17 protein-coding genes are annotated in these 19,211 nt (G+C 65.9%); 11 read left to right on the forward strand and 6 right to left on the reverse strand.

Annotated elements, in window-relative coordinates; all coding sequences use genetic code 11:
* Positions 1 to 296: 296 nt before the first annotated feature.
* The 6 genes from AC1RQK_RS15775 (at position 297) to AC1RQK_RS15800 (ending at position 6,322) form a co-directional block, all read left to right on the forward strand.
* Positions 297 to 1,475, forward strand: coding sequence for a c-type cytochrome (locus AC1RQK_RS15775; protein ID WP_492809751.1), 1,179 nt, complete (start codon positions 297 to 299; stop codon positions 1,473 to 1,475).
* A 41-nt stretch (positions 1,476 to 1,516) separates the two neighbouring features.
* Positions 1,517 to 3,274: a cytochrome c oxidase subunit I gene (gene ctaD / locus AC1RQK_RS15780; RefSeq protein WP_492375894.1), complete on the forward strand. Its 1,758-nt coding sequence runs from the start codon at positions 1,517 to 1,519 to the stop codon at positions 3,272 to 3,274.
* Positions 3,271 to 3,909 (forward strand): cytochrome c oxidase subunit 3 family protein, encoded by a 639-nt coding sequence (locus tag AC1RQK_RS15785; protein ID WP_492375893.1) that lies wholly within the window; start codon positions 3,271 to 3,273, stop codon positions 3,907 to 3,909. The genes ctaD and AC1RQK_RS15785 overlap by 4 nt, the downstream gene beginning before the upstream one ends.
* Positions 3,910 to 3,942: 33 nt before the next feature.
* The gene (locus AC1RQK_RS15790) at positions 3,943 to 4,626 is read left to right on the forward strand and encodes a heme-copper oxidase subunit III family protein (RefSeq protein WP_492375892.1); all 684 of its coding nucleotides are present in this window, start codon (positions 3,943 to 3,945) and stop codon (positions 4,624 to 4,626) included.
* Between the two features lie 8 nt (positions 4,627 to 4,634).
* The gene (locus tag AC1RQK_RS15795) at positions 4,635 to 5,036 is read left to right on the forward strand and encodes a cytochrome C oxidase subunit IV family protein (protein ID WP_492375891.1); all 402 of its coding nucleotides are present in this window, start codon (positions 4,635 to 4,637) and stop codon (positions 5,034 to 5,036) included.
* An 80-nt stretch (positions 5,037 to 5,116) separates the two neighbouring features.
* The gene (locus tag AC1RQK_RS15800; protein WP_492809754.1) at positions 5,117 to 6,322 is read left to right on the forward strand and encodes a DUF2252 family protein; all 1,206 of its coding nucleotides are present in this window, start codon (positions 5,117 to 5,119) and stop codon (positions 6,320 to 6,322) included.
* A 75-nt stretch (positions 6,323 to 6,397) separates the two neighbouring features.
* On the opposite strand, the gene AC1RQK_RS15805 is transcribed toward AC1RQK_RS15800, so the two are convergent.
* Both AC1RQK_RS15805 and AC1RQK_RS15810 read right to left on the reverse strand, forming a co-directional pair.
* Positions 6,398 to 7,825 (reverse strand): NAD-dependent succinate-semialdehyde dehydrogenase, encoded by a 1,428-nt coding sequence (locus AC1RQK_RS15805; RefSeq protein ID WP_043356737.1) that lies wholly within the window; start codon positions 7,823 to 7,825, stop codon positions 6,398 to 6,400.
* A 219-nt stretch (positions 7,826 to 8,044) separates the two neighbouring features.
* The gene (locus AC1RQK_RS15810; protein WP_492375889.1) at positions 8,045 to 8,845 is read right to left on the reverse strand and encodes an IclR family transcriptional regulator; all 801 of its coding nucleotides are present in this window, start codon (positions 8,843 to 8,845) and stop codon (positions 8,045 to 8,047) included.
* 190 nt (positions 8,846 to 9,035) lie between these two features.
* Here AC1RQK_RS15810 and AC1RQK_RS15815 point away from each other — a divergent pair, with 190 nt between their 5' ends.
* From AC1RQK_RS15815 to AC1RQK_RS15825, 3 genes are read left to right on the forward strand one after another with little or no spacing between them, the layout of a single operon-like run.
* Complete coding sequence (locus AC1RQK_RS15815) at positions 9,036 to 10,223, forward strand: CaiB/BaiF CoA transferase family protein (RefSeq protein ID WP_492375888.1); 1,188 nt, start codon at positions 9,036 to 9,038, stop codon at positions 10,221 to 10,223.
* A 25-nt stretch (positions 10,224 to 10,248) separates the two neighbouring features.
* Positions 10,249 to 10,872: a cysteine dioxygenase family protein gene (locus AC1RQK_RS15820; RefSeq protein WP_492375887.1), complete on the forward strand. Its 624-nt coding sequence runs from the start codon at positions 10,249 to 10,251 to the stop codon at positions 10,870 to 10,872.
* A gap of 2 nt (positions 10,873 to 10,874) precedes the next feature.
* A complete protein-coding gene (locus AC1RQK_RS15825; RefSeq protein WP_492809757.1) occupies positions 10,875 to 11,624 on the forward strand; it encodes an enoyl-CoA hydratase/isomerase family protein in 750 nt (249 codons plus the stop codon).
* Position 11,625: 1 nt separating this feature from the next.
* On the opposite strand, the gene AC1RQK_RS15830 is transcribed toward AC1RQK_RS15825, so the two are convergent.
* The 4 genes from AC1RQK_RS15830 to AC1RQK_RS15845 all read right to left on the reverse strand — a co-directional run bounded on the left by AC1RQK_RS15830 (position 11,626) and on the right by AC1RQK_RS15845 (position 16,490).
* Positions 11,626 to 12,282: a DUF1266 domain-containing protein gene (locus AC1RQK_RS15830; RefSeq protein WP_492375885.1), complete on the reverse strand. Its 657-nt coding sequence runs from the start codon at positions 12,280 to 12,282 to the stop codon at positions 11,626 to 11,628.
* A gap of 5 nt (positions 12,283 to 12,287) precedes the next feature.
* Positions 12,288 to 13,520, reverse strand: a complete 1,233-nt coding sequence (locus AC1RQK_RS15835; protein ID WP_492809759.1) for a hypothetical protein — start codon at positions 13,518 to 13,520, stop codon at positions 12,288 to 12,290.
* Positions 13,517 to 15,874 carry a coiled-coil domain-containing protein gene (locus tag AC1RQK_RS15840; protein ID WP_492809761.1) on the reverse strand — a complete coding sequence of 786 codons (2,358 nt, stop codon included), beginning with the start codon at positions 15,872 to 15,874 and terminating at the stop codon, positions 13,517 to 13,519. The genes AC1RQK_RS15835 and AC1RQK_RS15840 overlap by 4 nt, the downstream gene beginning before the upstream one ends.
* 265 nt (positions 15,875 to 16,139) lie before the next feature.
* The gene (locus AC1RQK_RS15845) at positions 16,140 to 16,490 is read right to left on the reverse strand and encodes a hypothetical protein (RefSeq protein ID WP_492376735.1); all 351 of its coding nucleotides are present in this window, start codon (positions 16,488 to 16,490) and stop codon (positions 16,140 to 16,142) included.
* Between the two features lie 341 nt (positions 16,491 to 16,831).
* Here AC1RQK_RS15845 and AC1RQK_RS15850 point away from each other — a divergent pair, with 341 nt between their 5' ends.
* Together AC1RQK_RS15850 and AC1RQK_RS15855 are read left to right on the forward strand one after the other, a co-directional pair.
* Positions 16,832 to 18,358 (forward strand): MATE family efflux transporter, encoded by a 1,527-nt coding sequence (locus AC1RQK_RS15850; protein WP_492809763.1) that lies wholly within the window; start codon positions 16,832 to 16,834, stop codon positions 18,356 to 18,358.
* Between the two features lie 379 nt (positions 18,359 to 18,737).
* Positions 18,738 to 19,199, forward strand: a complete 462-nt coding sequence (locus AC1RQK_RS15855; RefSeq protein WP_150987427.1) for a tripartite tricarboxylate transporter TctB family protein — start codon at positions 18,738 to 18,740, stop codon at positions 19,197 to 19,199.
* Positions 19,200 to 19,211: the final 12 nt, after the last annotated feature.

A 19,211-nucleotide genomic window follows, 5' to 3' on the forward strand; every position in this document is an offset into this window, starting at 1 on the left:
TATCCCTGCTTCCATTGCCCTGCGTCTACGCGGTTTAGTGGTTTAGTGGTTTAGTGGTTTAGACCCGCGCATTGCCACTACACGGGCCGTGCGGGCCGGCGGCGGCGGATGAAAGCTCCGGCTTTCTCCGCCGCTTTTTGTTTTGCCGCCGGTGGCGCGTGGCCGGGCCAATTTTGTGTGGCATCGCACCCAAAGCGCTGTCAAGGCCGCCTTGCCGGTGGCGGACCAGATGCACTAGTCTTATCTCAGCTTGCGTGTAGTTCGCAACCTTCTGTACGCAAGCGGGGAGGGTCGGTATGGCGATAGCCATTGCAATCGTGATCATCGTCGTTGCTTCGGTGCTCTTCCATTTCGTGAGCCCGTGGTGGGCGACACCGCTTGCCTCCAACTGGAAGCAGATGGACGACACGCTGACCATCACGCTGGTCATCACCGGCATCTTCTTCGTCATCATCAACCTGTTCGTCGCCTACATCGTCTGGCGCTACCGCCATCGCGACGGCGCGCGCGCGGCCTATCAGCCGGAGAACCCCAAGCTGGAGCTGTGGCTGACCGCGGGCACCACGCTTGGGGTGATCGCGCTGCTGGCGCCGGGCCTGTTCGTCTATGCCGAGTACGTGCGTCCACCCGGCGACGCCATGGTTCTGGAGGTGGTGGGCCAGCAGTGGCAGTGGGGCTTTCGCTTTCCCGGCCGGGGCGGCCAGCTCGGCACCTCGGACCCGCGCTTTGTCACGCCCGCCAACCCGCTCGGCGTGAACCCGGACGACCCGCGCGGGCAGGACGACATCATCGTCGCCGGCCAGGAAGTCCATCTGCCGCTGAATCGTCCGGTCAAGGTGCTGCTGCGCTCCAAGGACGTGCTCCACGACTTCTACGTGCCGCCGTTTCGGGCCCGCATGAACATGGTGCCCGGCACTGTTACGTCGTTCTGGTTCACGCCGACCAAGGCGGGCACGTACGAGATCCTGTGCGCGCAACTGTGCGGGGTCGGCCATTACAACATGCGTGGCCACGTGGTGGTGGAGGACGAGGCGGCGTTCCAGGCATGGCTCGCGCGCCAGCCGACGTTTGCGCTGACCATGGTGAAGACGCCCCCAACGGCGCCAGCGGCTGCGCCTGCTGGCGCGCCGGCAGCCGATACGCTCGTCGAACAGGGCCGTGCGCTGGCCCAGAGCAAGGGCTGCGTGGGTTGCCACAGCATCGATGGCACCGTTGGCGTGGGGCCAAGCTGGAAGGGCTTGTATGGCAGTACCGGGACCTTTGCCGACGGCAGCAGCGCGAAGGTCGACGACGCTTACCTGAAGACGGAGATCACCGATCCGCAGGCGCGCCTGGTCAAGGGTTTCGGCCCGCTCATGCCGAAGATGGCCCTGAGCGACGAGGAGGTGAGCGCGCTGATTGCCTACATCCGCGCCAACGGCGCGCCCGGCGCTGCAACGCAGGCAGGCGCCGCGTCGGGCGCGGCGGCCAGGTAGGTCGCAGGCAGGTTGCAAAGAAGGTTACAGGAGGGAGTGCAATGGCATACGCCGACGAGGCCGCCCACGACGGACCGCAGAGCTTCTTTACCCGCTACATCTGGAGCCAGGATCACAAGGTGATCGCGGTGCAGTACACGCTGGTTGCCATCTTCGTGGGGCTGATCGGCGTGGTGCTCTCCAACCTGATGCGTCTGCAACTGGGCTTCCCCGGGCACTTCACGTTTATCAACGCCAACCGCTACTACCAGTTCGTGACCATGCACGGGATGATCATGGTGATCTACCTGCTCACGGCGCTCTTTCTCGGCGGCTTCGGCAATTACCTGATCCCGCTGATGGTGGGGGCGCGCGACATGGTGTTCCCGTACCTCAACATGCTGAGCTTCTGGGTCTACTTCCTCTCGGTGCTGGTGCTGCTGTCGAGCTTCTTCGTGCCGGGCGGGCCCACCGGCGCCGGCTGGACGCTGTATCCGCCGCAGGCCATCCTGCCGGGCACGCCCGGCTATGAGTGGGGCATCATCCTGATGCTGGTGTCGCTGCTGATCTTCATTGTGGCCGCCACCATGGGCGGGCTCAACTACGTCACCACCGTGCTGCAGGCGCGCACCGAGGGCATGACGCTGATGCGCATGCCGCTGGCCGTGTGGGGCATCTTCATGGCCACCATCCTGGCGCTGCTGGCCTTTCCGGCGCTGTTCGTGTCGGGTGTGATGATGCTGCTGGACCGCACGCTGGGCACGAGCTTCTTCATGCCGGCAATCGTGTCGCTGGGCCAGCAGCTTAACTACAAGGGCGGCAGCCCGTTGCTGTTCCAGCACCTGTTCTGGTTCTTCGGCCACCCGGAGGTGTACATCGTCGCGTTGCCGGCGTTCGGCATCGTCTCCGACCTGGTCAGCGTGCATTCGCGCAAGAGCATCTTCGGCTATCGCACCATGGTGTGGGCCATCCTGGCCATCGGCGTGCTGTCGGTGGTGGTGTGGGCGCACCATATGTTCGTGAGCGGGATGAACCCGTACTTCGGCTTCTTCTTTGCCACCACCACGCTGATCATCGCGATTCCCACCGCCATCAAGGTCTATAACTGGGTCATCACGCTGTGGCGGGGCGACATCCATTTCTCGGTGCCGATGCTGTTTGCCATCGCCTTTATCAGCACCTTCGTGATCGGCGGCCTGACCGGGCTGTTCCTGGGCAATGTCAGCGTGGACATTCCGCTGTCGAACACGTATTTCGTGGTCGCGCACTTCCATATGGTGATGGGCGTTTCGCCGATCCTGGTGGTGTTTGGCGGGATCTATCACTGGTACCCCAAGGTCACCGGCCGCATGCTCAACGACAAGCTTGGGCACATTCATTTCTGGGTGACGTTCGTCGGCACCTATGCCATCTTCTTCCCGATGCACTACCTGGGCATCCTTGGCATGCCGCGGCGCTACTACGCCTACGACAACTACGCCTTCATCCCCGAGTCGGCGCACACCATGAACGCCTATATCTCCGTGGCGGCGTTTATCGTGGCGGCGGCGCAGTTGCTGTTCATCTTCAACCTGGCCTGGAGCCTCAGGCACGGCAGGCCGGCGGGCTCCAATCCCTGGCGCGCGGCCTCGCTGGAGTGGCAGACACCGGACACGCCACCCGTGCACGGCAACTGGGGCGCGGAGCAGCCGGTGGTGCATCGCTGGGCCTATGCCTATAGCGTGCCAGGCGCGAGCGAGGATTTCATCGCGCAGAACGCGCCACCCGAGGCCGGGGGCGCCGAGCCCGAGCCGCACACCAGCCATGGAGCCGTGGCATGAACGCTAACCTGGTCTATCGCGCCGGTGCCGACGGCGAGCGGCGCCCGGGCCCCGGCCCCGGCGATGTGGGCAGGCAGCGCGCGAGGCCCGCGCCGGCCAGCATCGGGCTGTGGGTGTTCATGGGCGTGGTGAGCTCGCTGTTTGCATTGTTTATCGCCGCGTACGCCATGCGCATGGATTCGCCTGACTGGCACGCGGTGGCGTTGCCGTGGCAGGTCTGGCTGTCCACGGCCTTGCTGGCTGCGGGGAGCGGGGTGATGCTGGTGGCCGCGCGCGCGGCCCGCGCCGGACGTGTCTCGGTGGCGCACCGCGCGCTGTGCTTCGGCGGCCTGGCCGCGGCGGCGTTCGTGGCTTCGCAGTTGTGGGCATGGCAGGCCCTGCTCGCCATCCACGTGGTGCCTGCCAATAACCCGTCCGGGAGTTTCTTCTACCTGCTGACCGCGATGCATGGCCTGCATGTGCTGGGCGGCCTGGCTGGCTGGGCGATGGCCATGCGCGCCGGGCCGGGCAGCGCGCTGCGCATTCGCCTGTGCGCGCGCTACTGGCATTTCCTGCTGGCCGTGTGGCTGGTGCTGCTGGCCGCGCTTGGCTGGCTCACGCCGGAGTTCGTTCGCTTTATCTGCGGCCGCGGCTAGGCGGCCCGGCCGATTCTCGAAGGAGACGTGCCCATGTCTTCGCTACCCACTTCATCCGCACCGGCGGTGACCGGCTTGCGCGGGCTGGTGGCCGACTGGTCCTCGGACCAGCAGGCCTTCAAGGTGTCGTGGGGCAAGGCGATGATGTGGATCTTCCTCGTGTCCGACACCTTCATTTTCAGCTGTTTCCTGACCGGGTACATGACGGTCAGGATCGCCAGCACGGCGCCCTGGCCGAACCCCAGCATCGTGTTCGGGCTCAAGGTGGGTGGCACCGAGGTGCCGTTGCTGCTGATCGCCATCATGACCTTCGTGCTCATCAGCAGCAGCGGGACGATGGCGATGGCCGTCAACTTTGCCTACCGGCGCGATCGCGTGAGATGCGCGTTGCTCATGTTTGCCACGGCGCTGTTCGGCGTGGCCTTCGTCAGCATGCAGGCCTTTGAATGGACCAAGCTGATCGTGACCGAGGGCGTACGCCCGTGGGGCAACCCGATGGGGGCGCCGCAGTTTGGCTCCGCCTTCTTCATGATCACCGGCTTCCATGGCCTGCATGTGAGCTGCGGCGTGATCTACCTGCTGATCGTCGCCACCAAGGTGCTGCGGGGCCGCTACGAGCGCACGGGCAACTACCAGATCGTGGAGATCGCCGGGCTCTACTGGCACTTCGTGGACCTGGTTTGGGTGTTTATCTTCGCGCTGTTCTATCTCTGGTGAGGCCCATCATGGCTGCGTCGACCCCATCTCCCGAATTGCCCGCGCAGGCCCCCGCCGTTGCCGGCTCGCACGGCGATTTGCCGCACGGGCAAGCGCATGGGCAGCAACATGGGCAGCAACATCCCATTGGCCTGTACCTGAAGATCTGGGCACTGTTGTTCGTCCTGTCCACGTTGTCGTACCTGGTGGACTACTTCCATTTCGAGGGCTATCTGCGCTGGACCCTGATCCTGCTTTTCATGGTGATGAAGGCCGGATTGATCGTGGCCGTGTTCATGCACATGGCCTGGGAGCGGCTGGCGCTGATCTGCGCCATCCTGCTGCCGCCGCTCTGCCTGCTGGTGCTGGTGGGCCTGATGGCGGCCGAGGCAGACTACACGTTCCTCTTGCGCGGGGTTTTCTTCCGCTGAGTGTGCCTGCGCGTGCGGTGCATGTTCCGTGCGCGCCATCCGGGTACACTTGCCCGGTTGCCCGCCACTACGAGGAAACCATGCACCCAGCTACGGAAGCCATCCTGATCTATAACCATGGCCGCGATCCCGAGCGGCTGACCCGCAAGCTCGCGGCCATCGCCGCCGATCCGTTCGCCTTCCTACGTGGCACCAACCACCTCTACGCGGCCTCAGTGGGCACCGAGGCCGCGCTGATGGAGGCACCCACCACCTATGTCTGCGGCGATCTCCATCTGGAGAACCTGGGCAGCTTCAAGGGCGACAACGGCCTGGTTTATTTCGATCTGAACGACTTCGACGACGCGATGGTTGCGCCGCTGACGGTGGACCTCGTGCGCTTGCTGTCCAGCCTGATGATCGCGGCGCCGCAGCTCGGCCTGTCGGATGCCGACGCGCGCGCGGGTGCCGAGCGCATGCTCGATACCTACGCGGCGGTGCTGGCCAGCGGCAAGCCGCGCTGGGTGGAGCGCGCCACCGCTACCGGCCTGGTGGCGACGCTGCTGCGCCGCGTCAAACGCCGCCGCCGCGGCGAGGTCCTGGCGGCGCGCACCGTGCGGCGTGGCGGGAAACGACGCCTGCTGGTCGACAACATCCATGCGCTGGCACCGCTCAAGGGCGAGCGCAAGCGCGCTGGCGCCATCCTGCGTGAGTTCGCGCGGCAGGCCCATCACGGCCAGTTCGTGGCCGACGACGCGGCGCGGCGGGTGGCGGGCGTGGGTAGCCTGGGGCTGGAGCGCTATGTGGTGCTAGCCCATGCGCCCGGCACGCCGACCGCCCAGCGGCTTATCGACATCAAGCGCGCCGCGCCCAGCGCGTGGCAAGGCTTGCCGTATGGCGCGCAACCCGCGTGGGGCAGCGACGCGTCGCGCGTGGTGCATATCCAGCACGCCATGCAGGCGGCTTCGCCTGCGCTGCTCTCAGCGGTGGCGATGGGGCCCGGGCCAGCAAGCCCGTCCTATATCGTCAAGAGCCTGCAGCCCACGGCCGACCGCGTGAACCTTGGGCCTCACACCGATCGCGCCAGCCTGAACGAGGTGCTTCTCACGATGGCGCGCTCGGCGGCCTGGGCGCACCTGCGCGGCTGCGGACATGAAGCCGCCGATCGGATCGAGGCGTTGCAGGAATTCGCTGCCGGTTCGCGCTGGCGCGCGCCGGTGCTGCGGCTGGCGCGGCATGGCTGCGAGATGGCGCAGGCACAGTGGAAGGACTTTGCCGAGGACTACCACAAGGCCCGGGGGAAATAGGCCTGGTTCGCGCGCTCGCTAGCCGTCGCCAACCCTCTTTTCCTGGCCGGGCGGTTGCCCGGCCAGGACGGTACATCAGACCTGCGTGATGAACTTGGTCACCAGGTAGCCATCGAAGGTTTCCTGGCCGCCTTCGCTGCCGATGCCGGAATCCTTGATGCCGCCAAACGGCGTCTCGGCCAGCGCCATGCCGAAGTGGTTGATGTTGACCATGCCGGCTTCCAGGCCGTTGGACACCACCGTCGCGGTCTTCAGCGAGTTGGTGAACACGTACGAGGCCAGGCCGAACGGCAGGCTGTTGGCGCGGCGCAGCACTTCTTCCACGTCCTTGAAGCGCGTCACCGGCGCTACCGGGCCGAAGGGCTCGTCGACCATCAGCTTGGCGTCGTCGGGCAGGTCGGTGACGACGGTTGGGGCAAAGAAGAAGCCCTTGTCACCGATGCGCTTGCCGCCCGCCACCACCTTGCCGCCGCGATGATTGGCGTCGTCCAGGAACTGCTCCATCGAGGCGATGCGGCGCTCGTGCGCAAGCGGCCCCATCTGGGTGCCGTCGTCCAGGCCGTCGCCAACCTTGATCGAGCCGATCACTTCGGTAAAGCGCGCCAGGAACTTGTCGTAGGCTTTTTCCTGCACGTAGAAGCGCGTGGGCGATACGCACACCTGGCCGGCGTTGCGCAGCTTGAAGCGCGCCAGCATTTCCGCTGCCGGCTCGATGTCGGCGTCGTCAAACACCAGCACCGGCGAATGCCCGCCCAGTTCCATGGTCACGCGCTTCATGTGGGCGCCGGCCAGCGCGGCCAGTTGCTTGCCCACCGGCACCGAGCCGGTGAAGGAGATCTTGCGCACGATCGGCGATTCGATCAGGTAGGTGGAGATCTCGCCCGGCACGCCCCAGACGATGTTCAGCACGCCCGGGGGCAGGCCTGCATCGTGGAACAGCTGGGCCAGCGCGACCACCGCGCTGGGCGAGTCTTCCGGGCCCTTGAGGATCAGCGTGCAGCCGGCGCCGATGGCCGAGACCATCTTGCGGATCGCCTGGTTGAAAGGGAAGTTCCACGGCGTAAAGGCAGCGCACACGCCGATCGGCTCGCGCACCACGATCTGGCGCACGTTGGGCTGGCGCGGCGGGATCACGCGGCCGTAGATGCGGCGGCATTCCTCGGCGTGCCATTCGGCGTGCTCGGCGCAGATCATGACTTCGCCGATGGCTTCGGCCAGCGGCTTGCCCTGGTCCAGCGTGATGTTGCGGCCGATGTCCTTGGCGCGCTCGCGGGTCAGTTCTGCCACGCGGCGCAGGATTTTGGAGCGCTCCAGCGGCGAGGTCTTCTTCCAGCTTTCAAAGGCGCGCTGCGCGGCGGCCAGGGCGCGGTCCAGATCGCCGCGGTTGGCATGCGGCAGCTTGCCCAGGAGTTCCTGGGTGGCGGGGTTGATGACGTCTTGCTCGCGTCGGTCCCCTCCCTTGACGAATTCCCCGTCGATGTAGAGGGCGAGATCCTGGTACATGCCTTTCTCCTGAAGAAGGTTGCGTGCGACAAGCGCAGCCGGTGCCGCCGCGGTGGGGGATGCCGCGCGTGGGCGCGGCGGCCAAACCGCAAGCTTAACGCGTCGGCCGGTTTTGTGCATCGGCAGGCGCCGGCGTTTCCGAGGGGCGGGAGAAAGTGCAGCAAAAGCCACCGTCCGCGATCTCTCACGGGCTCAGGAAGAATGGCTGATGCCCGGGGCTCAGCCGCGCCGCATCGCCACCATGCTGCGCGTAGCCAGCGCTAGTGCATTGTGCCGGTTGCCGCCGCCCAGGTCATCGGAGATCTCCGTGGCCGCGTTCAGCACCAGCGCGGCAAAGCCCTTGATCTTGTGCGGCTTGAACCGCTCAGCGGGCCCCGACAGCCCGATGGCGGCGATGACGTGCCCGTTGCCGTCGCAGATCGGCGCGGCCACGCCGTAGACGGTCTCGCGCCACTCGCCGCGGTTGACCGCATAGCCCTCTTTGCGCACCTTGGCCATCTCCCGCAGGAAACGCTCGGGCTCGACGATGCTGTTGGGTGTGGACGGCACCAGCGTGGTGAACATGCGCTGCAACGCGGTGTCCGGCTGGAAGGCCAGCATCGCCTTGCCGGTGGCCACGCAGTGCGCCAGCGCCCGCCCGCCGATCTGGGTATAGGCGCGCACGGGGTTGGGGCTGTCGATCTTGTGCACGTAGACCACCTCGGCGCGGTCCAGCACGGACAGGTGCACGCTCTCGCCGCTGGCGTGCATCAGCTTGTCCATCCACGCCTGGGCATGGCGGCGCAGGTCCAGCCGCGAGAGCACCGCCGAGCCCAACTCCCAGAGCTTGATCGACGCACTGTAGCCGGTGCCGGAGGCGTCGCGAATCACATAATTGAGTTCGGTCAGCGCTTGCAGCAGCCGATGCACATTGCTCTTGGCCAGGCCCAGGCGGGTGGCGATCTCGGTGAGGCCCAGCGGCCGGTCGCTGTGCGCCAGCAACTCGATCACGCCGAGGCCCTTGATCAAGGTGTTGTTCATCGATGCTTATGCTCCATGCGGGCATCTGATGCGGATGGCGCACCCTGTTCTCAAATGTGGAACGATAGTATCGTATTTTGCAACTCCCTATAATCGTTGCAGCGCGTTGTCGCAACGCGGCCGGCAGCTTGCCGAAGAGGACGGCTGATTCACTGCGCCGCCTCTCTCTCCTTCCCTGTGGATGCTTCCCATGCGTGATCTCGACCAACAGGACCTGCCGCTGCAAGGCGTGCGGGTCGTGGAATTCTGTACCGTTGCCGCCGGGCCCTTTTGCGGCATGCTGCTGGCCGATATGGGCGCCGAGGTGATCAAGGTGGAAGCGCCCGAGGGCGACACCTTGCGGCAGTGGCCGCCGCTATCCGATGGCTTCTCCGAGAACTTCGCCTCGCTCAACCGCAACAAGGAGTCGGTGGCGCTCAACCTGAAGGATGCCGCCGACGTGGCGCTGGCGCGTGCGCTGATCCTGGATGCCGACGTGGTGATCGAGAACAACCGCCCGGGGGTGATGGACCGGCTCGGGCTGGGCTACGCCAGCTTTCGCGAGCAAAAGCCAGGTCTGGTGTATTGCTCGGTGTCCGCCTACGGCCAGAGCGGCCCGCGCGCAGGCGAGGGCGGGTTCGACCTGACCATCCAGGCTGCGGCCGGCGTCATGAGCGTAACCGGCGAGCCCGATGGCGCGCCGGTGAAGTGCGGCGTGCCGCTGGCGGACTTTGCTTCGGGGCTGTACGGCGCCTTTGCCATTGCCAGCGCGCTCACCCGGGTGCGGGCCGGCGGCGCGGGCGCACATATCGATGTGCCGATGTACGGTTGCACGCTCGGCATCGCCGCACTGCAGACCAGCGAGTACTTCGGCACCGGCCGAAGCCCGGCCAAGCTGGGCTCCGCGCATCCGCGCAATGCGCCCTACCAGGCCTTCCAGGCCGCCGATGGCTACTTTGCCATCGCCGCGGGCAACCAGAAGCTGTGGCTCGAAGTGGTGCGCGTGGTGGCACTGCCCGCTCTGGCGCAGGACGCGCGCTTCGCCACCACGCGCGACCGCGCGGCCAACCAGGCCGCACTGAAGATCCTGCTGGAGGAGCGCTTTGCCACCGCTGGCGTGGCGCACTGGATAGCCGCCTTCAATGCCGCTGGCGTGCCGCATGCGCGTATCAACGACTATGCCGCCGCGCTGGACGATCCGCAGGTGGCGCATATGGATTGGGTGCGCCCGCTGACGCTGCCTGGCGGCCACCAGACCCGCACCTTCGCCTCGCCGCTGCGTTTCGACGGGCTGGGCTTGCCGATCCGCCGCGACCCGCCGGCGCTGGGCGAGCACAACGCCGCCGTGCGCGCCCGCTACCAGGCGGGCAGTGCAGCCACGGAACAAGACCCCACGTAAGTCAAAGGCAGATAGAGGAATCATCATGAGCGACAAGACCGGCAACATCGATCGGCTGCGCGCGTTCGTTGCCACCATCAGCCGCGTGGTTACGCAGGCAGAACGCGAGGGCAGCAGCGAGCCGGACATCCTCGCGCAAGCCAGCGCCGCGCTGAGCGAACTGGTGGCGCACGACGACTGGCTGCCTGAGGCCATGGCACGCCCGCATCCTGTCTACTACCAGCAGCATCTGCTCTATGGCGATCCGCTCGATCGCTTTTCGCTGGTCAGCTTCGTCTGGGGGCCGGGCCAGCAAACGCCCGTGCACGACCACACGGTGTGGGGCCTGATCGGCATGCTGCGCGGCGCCGAGGTGGACCAGCACTACCGCGTGGAAGGCGGCCGGCTGGTGGAAGACGGCGACGCCGTGGTGCTGAGCGCCGGCCAGGTGGCCGCGGTCTCGCCCACGCTGGGCGATGTGCACCGCGTGCGCAATGCGCATGACGACCGGGTGTCGATCAGCGTGCATCTGTATGGAGGCAACATTGGCCGCATCCAGCGCCATGTGTATGACGCCGCCAGCGGCGCCACCAAGCCGTTCGTATCCGGCTACTCCAATGCGCTGGTGCCCAACCTGTGGGCGCCGGCGGCAGCGCCGGCGCAGGGGTGAACGTGGAACAAGCCGGTCTGCTGATTGACAAGCAAGGCGACGTCACCCGATTGACGCTGAACCGGCCCGAGCGTGGCAATGCGCTGTCGGCCGGGCTGGTGGAGGCGCTCGCGGCGGCGGTGCTGGCGTGCCACCACGATGGCACCCGCCTGCTCGCCATTGACGGCGCCGGCACGCATTTCTGCACGGGGTTCGATCTGGGTGAGCTGGATAGCGAGAGCGACGATTCGCTGCTGGCGCGTTTCGTGCGCGTCGAGCTGCTGCTGCAAAGCGTGCACGGCGCACCCTTTACCACCGTCGCGCTGGTCCAGGGCCGCGCCATGGGCGCGGGCGCCGACCTGATGGTGGCCTGCGAGCAGCATTGGATCGCGCCGGGCAGCACGCTGGCTTTCCCCGGCGCGGCCTTCGGCCTGGTGCTGGGCAGCGCTCGGCTGGCGCAGCTGGTGGGTGTGGCTACGGCGCGGGACTGGATCGCGAGCGGGCGGGCCGTTCGGGCCGAGGAAGCGCTGGCCTGCGACATGGCCGGCAATTTGATGGCGCCGCAGGCGCGCGCCGGCGCGCTTGCCACGTTGGCGCAGCGTGCGCGCCGGCTGGACGCCCCAACCCATGCCGCTATCCAGGCCGCCACGCAGGGCGGCCACGCCATGGCAGAAGCGGCGCGCGCGGCGCAGCTGGCCGAGCTGGTGCGCTCCGCCGCCCGGCCGGGACTCAAGGCGCGCATCGCCGCCTACCGGGCGGCGTCCAGGCGCTGACTCAGCGCGGCTCGGGGCTGAACGCCGGCAGGTCCGGCCATGCCAGCGCTGCCCAGGCGCCCTTGGGCGGCGCCAGCAGCTGGCGCAAGCTGGCTGCATCGAAGGCCTTGCCCAGAGGGTCGGCGCGGAATGCGGCAAGCCATTGCTGGCGGCCGGCGATAAAGGCATGGCCGAAGTCTTCCCAGCTGGCAAAACAGTCCTGCGCGCGCTGCGCGTTGAGCAGGAGCACGCGCCACGCGGCCATCGGCTCGACCCAGCCCATCAGCATGACGGTGCGCGCAAAAAAGGCCATCCGGACGCAGGCAAAGGCCAGCGCGGCGCGCGGATCGTCGGTCGGCAGCAGCGCATGCAGGTCGGCGCGAAACCACCGTGATTCGAACATCTGGGCGAGGTGCTGGCGCACTTCGTCATCCGTGGCATTGGCGCGGAACTCCATCTGATGCAGCAACTGCACGCGGAACAACGCGCGCGCCGCGTCGGTCATGTGGTCCGATGCGGGGTTGAAAAACCCCGTCATGCTGGTGGCATCAACCATGGGCTGCGCCAACGTCAATGCCCATTGCTTGCGCCGGGTGAACACAGCGGGACGCTTGGGGCGCAGGAAGCGGTAGACCCGCCATAGCACAAAGGCCCCGAGGAGCAGGTAGAAGACATTCATCCCATTCATCCGATCTGGCGCTCCGTTACACCTCGCGAGGGCGAAGCCTGGATTTGCGCCGCGTGCGACAGCGAGATGTCCGGCCATGGCACGTCTTCGGTGGCGACAACCGCCTCGGCGTCACCCGCGCCCGGCGTTTGCCGAGTGGCATACCGGACCGATGCCGCCATTGGCGAACGCTCCGTCAGCAAGCCAGGCTGGCGCGCGGCGACCAGCCACTCCACCATTGGCGTCGGCGCGCGGAGCCTGACAAAGAGTTGTGGGTACCGGGCGACCAATCGGGTCTGCGTCGCGGCGTCGGCCACGTCTTCAATGCGCGCCCAGCCGGCTGGCGTGCGCACCACGCCGATGGCGATGCAATCGTCCGGGGTTTCCGCATCGGTACCCAGGGCGTTCAGGCAGGCTAGCACATCTTCCACGTAGCGCGCGATGGGCGGCCTGTTCTGCTTGCCCTTGACCTGGTCGATGGTGAGCGCGCCACTGGCCAGCACATGCACGCTGATGGTGATATGCGGTTGTCCGCTGGCATCGCGGAAGCTCAGCAAGCGCAGGCGCTGCTGCGCCACCGCTTCGGCATAGCGCTCGCCGTAGCCGCCGGAGAGCGCGCGCCGGTCGGAAAACTGCCCCAGGCAATGCCGCATGACGTAGCTTTCAAAGGCCATTTCCGCGCGCAGCAGCGCACTGTCTGGCAGCAATTCCACGAACACGCCATGCGGCGTCGACAGCAAGGTACGCAGCGCTTCGGGCTGGCTCTGGCGCCAGCCGCGCTCGATGCGCGTGGCCATCTCGGCATGTTCCTTGTCCCACAGCGCCAGTGCTTGCGGGCAGGTGATGCGGTCGAGCTTGCCGTCAAGAGCGGTGCCCTTGCGCGAGGTCAGGAACTCGACGAGCCGCGCTTCCAGCGCCAGCAGGCGCGGCTCGACAGGATCCACCCAGACGACCGGGGCCGGTGGCATTGCTGCTTCGCCGCTCGCCTTGGCCGACGCGCCAAAGCGCGCCGCAACCCACTCCGGCATCGCCTCGGATCTCAGGGCCTGCCGCGCACCGTCGAGCGAATCGATCTTGATGGCCGGCTCGAAGTTGGCGACGAGATGGCGATAGAAGTGGTTGAGCAGCCAGGCGCGCACCGCGGCATCGTCGCCACGCGCCTGGCTGCGCGCGGCGATGCCCGCCTTCAGGGCGCCGGCATTGAGGGCGTTGCGCGGCGCGTAGCCTGTCATCCGGCTGGCGGTACTCATTTCCAGACTTGCCACCAGCTCTTGCTCTTGCCGGCAGGGTTGGCTTGCGTGCGGTAGAGCGCCACTTTTTCCTCCATCGCCTTGACATCGGCGAGCTCGTATTCGTTGCTGCGCGGATTGAGTGCGATGGCACGCTCAAAGAGGGCGGCGGCCTCGGCGTGGCGCTGCAGCCCACTGAGCGTGTCGGCCGCCAGGCTGACCATCCAGGATTCCGAGCAACCATCGACGTGGTGCGCGATGCGGCTCCACAGGGCCGCGGCTTCTTCGGGGCAGTTATGCGCCAGGTTGAAAGCCATTTGCAGGCGCACGCCCAAGTCCCTGCTCGACAGCTTGCTACCGTCCTGGCCTTCTTCCCGCTCCCATTTCACCAGGCGCTCCACCCAGATGGGAATCTCGCGGTCGCGATCGAGCTTGTACAGGGCCTGCGACACCTCGCTCAGGTAGTCGTTGGGGTCATGCCGGCTGTAGCCAAACTCGGCGGCGTAGTGCCAGAGCTGCTCGGCGGCGCTGATGATCCCCTCGGAATCCTGCATTGCGATCCGCACGCTCAGCAGGCCGGCGTAGTGTTCGGCAAACGGGCTGGCGGCGATGCCGCGCCTGTGCAGCTCGACGGCATCCTCGTAGCGCCGCTCGTCGTACCGATAGATGATGGCCAGGTTGTTGCACAGCATGGAGTAGAGGTGCGCGCAGGCATCGTACGGATGGCCGGCACCGCTCTCGAAATAGCGCTCCAGGCACGCCTGCCCTTGTTCGTAGGCGGCAATCTGCAGCTTGATGAAATCGCTGTAGGTTTCGTTGCGCGACTCGGCAGGGACGCGGTCCAGGTGTTCCCCGAGCAAATCGCCAAGCGCGACCCCGAAGTTGTACGCCCACAGCCCGCTTGGCAGCGAGAAGGCCGGCAGCTTCAGCGTCTGGATCACCCCAAGCGATTGCACCCGAGCCTCGAACAGGGCATAGGCCGTGCGGTTGTCCTGCATGCCGCCTTCCTGCGCCGCCGCATACAGCCGCGCCGCTTGCGTTGTGGCATCGATGCGGCCCGCCGCGCCGTCGTTGACCGCCGCCAGTCTTGCGATCCATGGATGGCCCGGCGAACGCTGCTCGGCCAGTGCGCGTGCTGCGTCGAATACCGACTGCAAGGCCTGCGCATCCACTTGCTCACCCACGGCGCCAAAGAGCGCTTCATGGGTCGGGGAGAGGGTCCGCGGATCCTGTTCTCCCTCTTGCGCTTTTGACAGGAAGGCTGCCAGCGTTTCTTCCGTATTGCAGGCCCGCATGGCGCACAATGGCCACCAGGCCGAGCCGTCGGCCGCATCGGCCAGCCGCGCGTGAACCAGCTGCGCGGCGCCATCCCACATCTCGTCCTCGACCTGATAGATGTGCAGGAATGCCCGGCGGCCGGCCTCGTCAACGCGCTGGGCTTGCATCAGCCACGGCAGCTCGTATTCGATGAAGTCATCGCTGCCGTTCGACGACAGGCTATGGCGCGCGGCGGAGCAGGCGTCCAGTGCGCCAGGCAAATCGCCCTGCGCGTACAAGGCGCGCGCCGCGAGCCGGGACAGCCGGACTTCCAGTTCACGGCGCTGCGGCAACGACTGCTGCGCTGTCAGGGCCCTCGCGGCCTGCTGGAAGTCGGCGAGGCGCTCGGGCGCGATGCCGATCAGGGCGCTGCCCAGGCGCAGCCAGTCGTTTTCGTCGACGTCCTGTTGCGCGTCGGCCGTCTGCAGCGCCAGGATGGCCGCGCCAGCTGCTGCGCGGGCCTCGTCGTTGCTGTCATGGCGCGTCAGCGCCCAGGCGCGCCGCCGCTGATAGTCGGCGAGGTCCCATGCACGGAACGGCGCGCGTTCCGCGATGGCCCCGTTCAATGCATGGCGCAGGTCAATTGTCTCCAGCGCAATGCCCAGCTTGCGCACTTCCAGGCTATCGAACACGCGAAGCTGCCGATACCGGTCCGCATTCAGCTCCGGCATCCCTGCCACGATGGCGCGCATCTCAGCGAGGGCACGCTGGATGCTCTCTTCCTCGTTGACGTGGTTGGCTATCTGGAGGCGATAGAGCGCCAGGTACATGCGCAGTTCGGCCTGCGCTTCGCGCGGCGTGGCTTCCAGCGTGCCGGCGCCGTCTACGTTGACCACCGCCAGCGCAGCCTCCGGATCCCCCGCGCGCATCCATAGCGTATGCAGCCGGTCGATGGACTCAAGGGAGTCGGCCCGCAAAGGCTTGGCGCGCAATCTGGCCAGCAAATCGGCGGCTTCGCTTGAATTGCCTTCCTCAAGATCGGCTTCGAGGCGATCCAGTAACTGTTCCAGCTGAGCACCTGTCAATGCGTTGCCATTGATATCCACGGTTCTTCCCATAATGTGATCTAGTTTGCACCTAACGCGATTCTACCCGGAGATGCCACAGACTCGGAAATTGCGCCTGATGGTTCGCCCAATGGCGCTGCGGTTCAAGCGATCATCACGATAAAACGCCCCGCCTCCTTGGGGGAGGCGGGGCGTTTTATCGTGGTTGCCCGGAAGGGGGAAGGGGGAAGGGGGAAGGGGGAAGGGGGAAGGGGGAAGGGGGAAGGGGGAAGGGGGAAGGGGGAAGGGGGAAGCGGCAAAACGCGGCCGTACGCGCTTAGTTCTTCTGCGCGTCGGCGGGCGTGGTCGACATGTCCTTTTTCATGGTGTCGTTGTTGGCCTTCTTCTCGGCGCTCTTTTGCTGCTTGGCGGACTTCACGTCCTGCTTGTACTCTGTCTTGGCGGCCTTTTTCTTGGTCTTGTATTCGTCCGAGGCCTGCTTGTTGGCATCGCGGCGCTGGACCAGCGGATCCTTCGGCGGCTCGATCTGTGTCATGCCGGCAGGCGCCGCGGCGTTGCCGCTATCGGCAGGAACGGCGGGCGTCTGGGCAAAGGCGGCCGCACATAGCAGGCCGGCAGCCAGGGCGGTGGAAGCTTGCAAAAAGCGAATCGGCGTGTTCTTCGTCATATCGGACCTCACGGTTCATGGATGGAAACGGCGCTTGGACGCCACGGCGGGGACACCGCCATGGCCGCTCTGCGAGACACCAAGGGCCACTTGTGTATTGCGTTTCGCCAATGTTTGACTCCTTGCGCGCAGAGCTCGTGCCCTGATCCAAACAACTGCTTACAATTGGCTTTCCGTCTGACAGACGACTACCGACAAGGGCTGTCGGCAAGGTGTGACATAGTGGCAAACGTGGGCATCGCGCATGGCATTGCCCCGCGTTTCCCGACGATCCCAGGCGCAATCAGAACACGACAAGAACACGACAAGAACACGATAAAAACACGAGACCACCCCCGAACATGCCAACAAAATCCAAAGCCCAGCTGACCACGGGCCCGATCGGCCGCACGTTGCTGCTGTTTTCGCTGCCGGTGCTGGGCAGCAACATCCTGCAGTCGCTCAACGCCTCGATCAATTCCGTGTGGGTGGGGCATTTCCTCGGCGAGGCGGCGCTGACGGCCACCTCAAACGCCAACATCATCCTGTTCTTCCTGCTCGGCGTGGTGTTCGGCATCAGCATGGCCAACACCATCATGATCGGGCAAGCCGTGGGCGCGCGCGACCTGGTCGAGGCGCGCCGCGTGGTGGGCACCAGCACCACCTTCTTTGTCCTGCTGTCGGTGCTGGCAGCGGCGCTGGGCTACGCCTTCACGCCCGACATCCTTGCCGCGATGGGCACGCCGGCCGATGCCAGGGCGCTTGCCATCAGCTACCTGCGCATCATCTTCCTGGCGCTGCCCTTCATGTATTTCTACAACTTCGTGATGATGACGCTGCGCGGCGCGGGAGACTCGCGCACGCCGTTCTATTTCATGCTGTTGTCGGTGGGGCTGGACGTGGTGCTCAATCCGCTGCTGATCTTTGGCATCGGCCCGTTCCCGGAGCTCGGCATCGCCGGCTCGGCGCTGTCCACGCTGATCGCGCAGTTGGCGAGCCTGGCCGCGATGCTGGTCGTGCTCTACCGCCGCCACCACTTCCTGGCGCTGCGGCGCCACCAGCTCGCCTACCTGAGGCCCGATACCGCGATCCTGCGCGCGCTGGTGGCCAAGGGCTTGCCGATGGGGCTGCAGATGGTGGTGATCTCGTCGTCGGCGATCGTGATGATGTCGCTGGTCAATCGCTACGGCTCGCAGACCACCGCCGCCTACGGCGTGGCCTCGCAGTTGTGGACGTACGTGCAGATGCCCGCGCTGGCGGTTGGCGCCAGCGTGTCGTCGATGGTGGCGCAGAACGTGGGCGCCGGGCTGTGGAGTCGCGTGACGCGCATCACACGCGTGGGGCTGATGTTCAACTTGCTGATGACCGGAACGCTGGTTGCCCTGATCTACCTGTTCAACCGTCACTCGCTGGGCTTGTTCCTGCCCGATGACGGCACGGCCATCGGTATTGCGCAGCATATCAATGCCATCGTGCTGTGGTCCTTCATCCTGTTCGGCTTCACCATCGTGCTGTTCGGCACCGTGCGCGCCACCGGCGCGGTGATGGCCCCGCTGGTGATCCTGTTCCTGTCGATGTGGGTGGTGCGCCTGCCATTTGCCTGGGTGCTCGAGCGCGCCGTCGGCGCCGATGCGATCTGGTGGAGCTTTCCGCTGGGCTCGGTGGTCTCGGTCACGCTGGCCGTGGCGTATTACCGCTTTGGCAACTGGCGCGCCGCCCGTATCCTGCCGGTCGCGCCCGGGCCGGCCCCGGAGCCGGAGTTCGCGCCCCAGGCGCCCGATACCAGCATGGGCACAGCGTGCGAGGAAGCCCTGAGCACGGCCGGCGCCGCCGGCGAGCCGGCGCTGGCGGGAGAGTCACGCGCAATGTCGAAGCAGGGCGCCGACTGAGTCGCTGGCCCGCATATCCCGCGTGCCCGTAAGGTGATGCAAGCGGCCCTCGGGTCTGCCGGCACGCGTCCGCACCAGGATGATCCTCGTGTTTTCCTTACGTTTTCCTTTCGATCCCCTTCAATTTCCCTTCGGCTTCCTTTCATTCGTCTTTCGGTGTTACATCACGGCGTGATGTATGTATTTTGGCGGGATTTCCAAGCGTATCGGTGAATACCCCTAAACCAAGACAAATGAAAGCAAGCTGAAAGATCGCCTCTCTAATGTTCGTTCCATCCTGCAGGGACACTATTTTCTTCCTGCCGAACGGACCACCTCCGCATGCAAAGAGCCTGCGAGCGGAGGGGCACTGCTTTCACGTACTTTGAGGAGAATCGTTTTGCGCATACGCAGCCAAAAGGACTTTGCCTCCGGCCTGATGTTCATTCTGGTCGGATTGTGCTTTTCCTGGGTCGCCCGCGGCTATTCCATGGGAACAGCCGCCAAGATGGGCCCCGGATATTTTCCGTTTCTACTCGGCCTGGTACTCGCCGTGCTCGGTGCATTCGTGCTGATCGGCTCGGTATCGAAAAAGGGTGAAGCTGACCAGCTCGCCCGCTGGGACTTGAAGACCCTGTTGTGGATTCTGGGTTCGGTGGTGCTGTTCGGCCTGCTGCTCAAGCCGCTCGGCATGGTGTTGTCGGTGTTCGTGCTGGTGCTGGTGTCGTCGATGGCCAGCCATGAGTTCAGCTGGAAGGGCGCGGTCTTGAACGCGATCGTCCTGGTGCTGATCAGCATGGGCGCCTTCGTGTACGGCATCAACCTGCAGATGCCGGTGTGGCCTGCTTTCATTACTGGTTAAGGAGTCGGCCAT

Source organism: Cupriavidus sp. GW822-FHT02D05 (assembly GCF_058802485.1).

Excerpts from the sequence above, each read along its gene's own strand:
- AC1RQK_RS15775 (WP_492809751.1), top strand. The coding sequence starts at position 297 with ATGGCGATAGCCATTGCAATCGTGATCATCGTCGTTGCTTCGGTGCTC.
- ctaD (WP_492375894.1), top strand. The coding sequence starts at position 1,517 with ATGGCATACGCCGACGAGGCCGCCCACGACGGACCGCAGAGCTTCTTT.
- AC1RQK_RS15785 (WP_492375893.1), top strand. The coding sequence starts at position 3,271 with ATGAACGCTAACCTGGTCTATCGCGCCGGTGCCGACGGCGAGCGGCGC.
- AC1RQK_RS15790 (WP_492375892.1), top strand. The coding sequence starts at position 3,943 with ATGTCTTCGCTACCCACTTCATCCGCACCGGCGGTGACCGGCTTGCGC.
- AC1RQK_RS15795 (WP_492375891.1), top strand. The coding sequence starts at position 4,635 with ATGGCTGCGTCGACCCCATCTCCCGAATTGCCCGCGCAGGCCCCCGCC.
- AC1RQK_RS15800 (WP_492809754.1), top strand. The coding sequence starts at position 5,117 with ATGCACCCAGCTACGGAAGCCATCCTGATCTATAACCATGGCCGCGAT.
- AC1RQK_RS15805 (WP_043356737.1), bottom strand. The coding sequence starts at position 7,825 with ATGTACCAGGATCTCGCCCTCTACATCGACGGGGAATTCGTCAAGGGA.
- AC1RQK_RS15810 (WP_492375889.1), bottom strand. The coding sequence starts at position 8,845 with ATGAACAACACCTTGATCAAGGGCCTCGGCGTGATCGAGTTGCTGGCG.
- AC1RQK_RS15815 (WP_492375888.1), top strand. The coding sequence starts at position 9,036 with ATGCGTGATCTCGACCAACAGGACCTGCCGCTGCAAGGCGTGCGGGTC.
- AC1RQK_RS15820 (WP_492375887.1), top strand. The coding sequence starts at position 10,249 with ATGAGCGACAAGACCGGCAACATCGATCGGCTGCGCGCGTTCGTTGCC.
- AC1RQK_RS15830 (WP_492375885.1), bottom strand. The coding sequence starts at position 12,282 with ATGAATGTCTTCTACCTGCTCCTCGGGGCCTTTGTGCTATGGCGGGTC.
- AC1RQK_RS15835 (WP_492809759.1), bottom strand. The coding sequence starts at position 13,520 with ATGAGTACCGCCAGCCGGATGACAGGCTACGCGCCGCGCAACGCCCTC.
- AC1RQK_RS15840 (WP_492809761.1), bottom strand. The coding sequence starts at position 15,874 with ATGGGAAGAACCGTGGATATCAATGGCAACGCATTGACAGGTGCTCAG.
- AC1RQK_RS15845 (WP_492376735.1), bottom strand. The coding sequence starts at position 16,490 with ATGACGAAGAACACGCCGATTCGCTTTTTGCAAGCTTCCACCGCCCTG.
- AC1RQK_RS15850 (WP_492809763.1), top strand. The coding sequence starts at position 16,832 with ATGCCAACAAAATCCAAAGCCCAGCTGACCACGGGCCCGATCGGCCGC.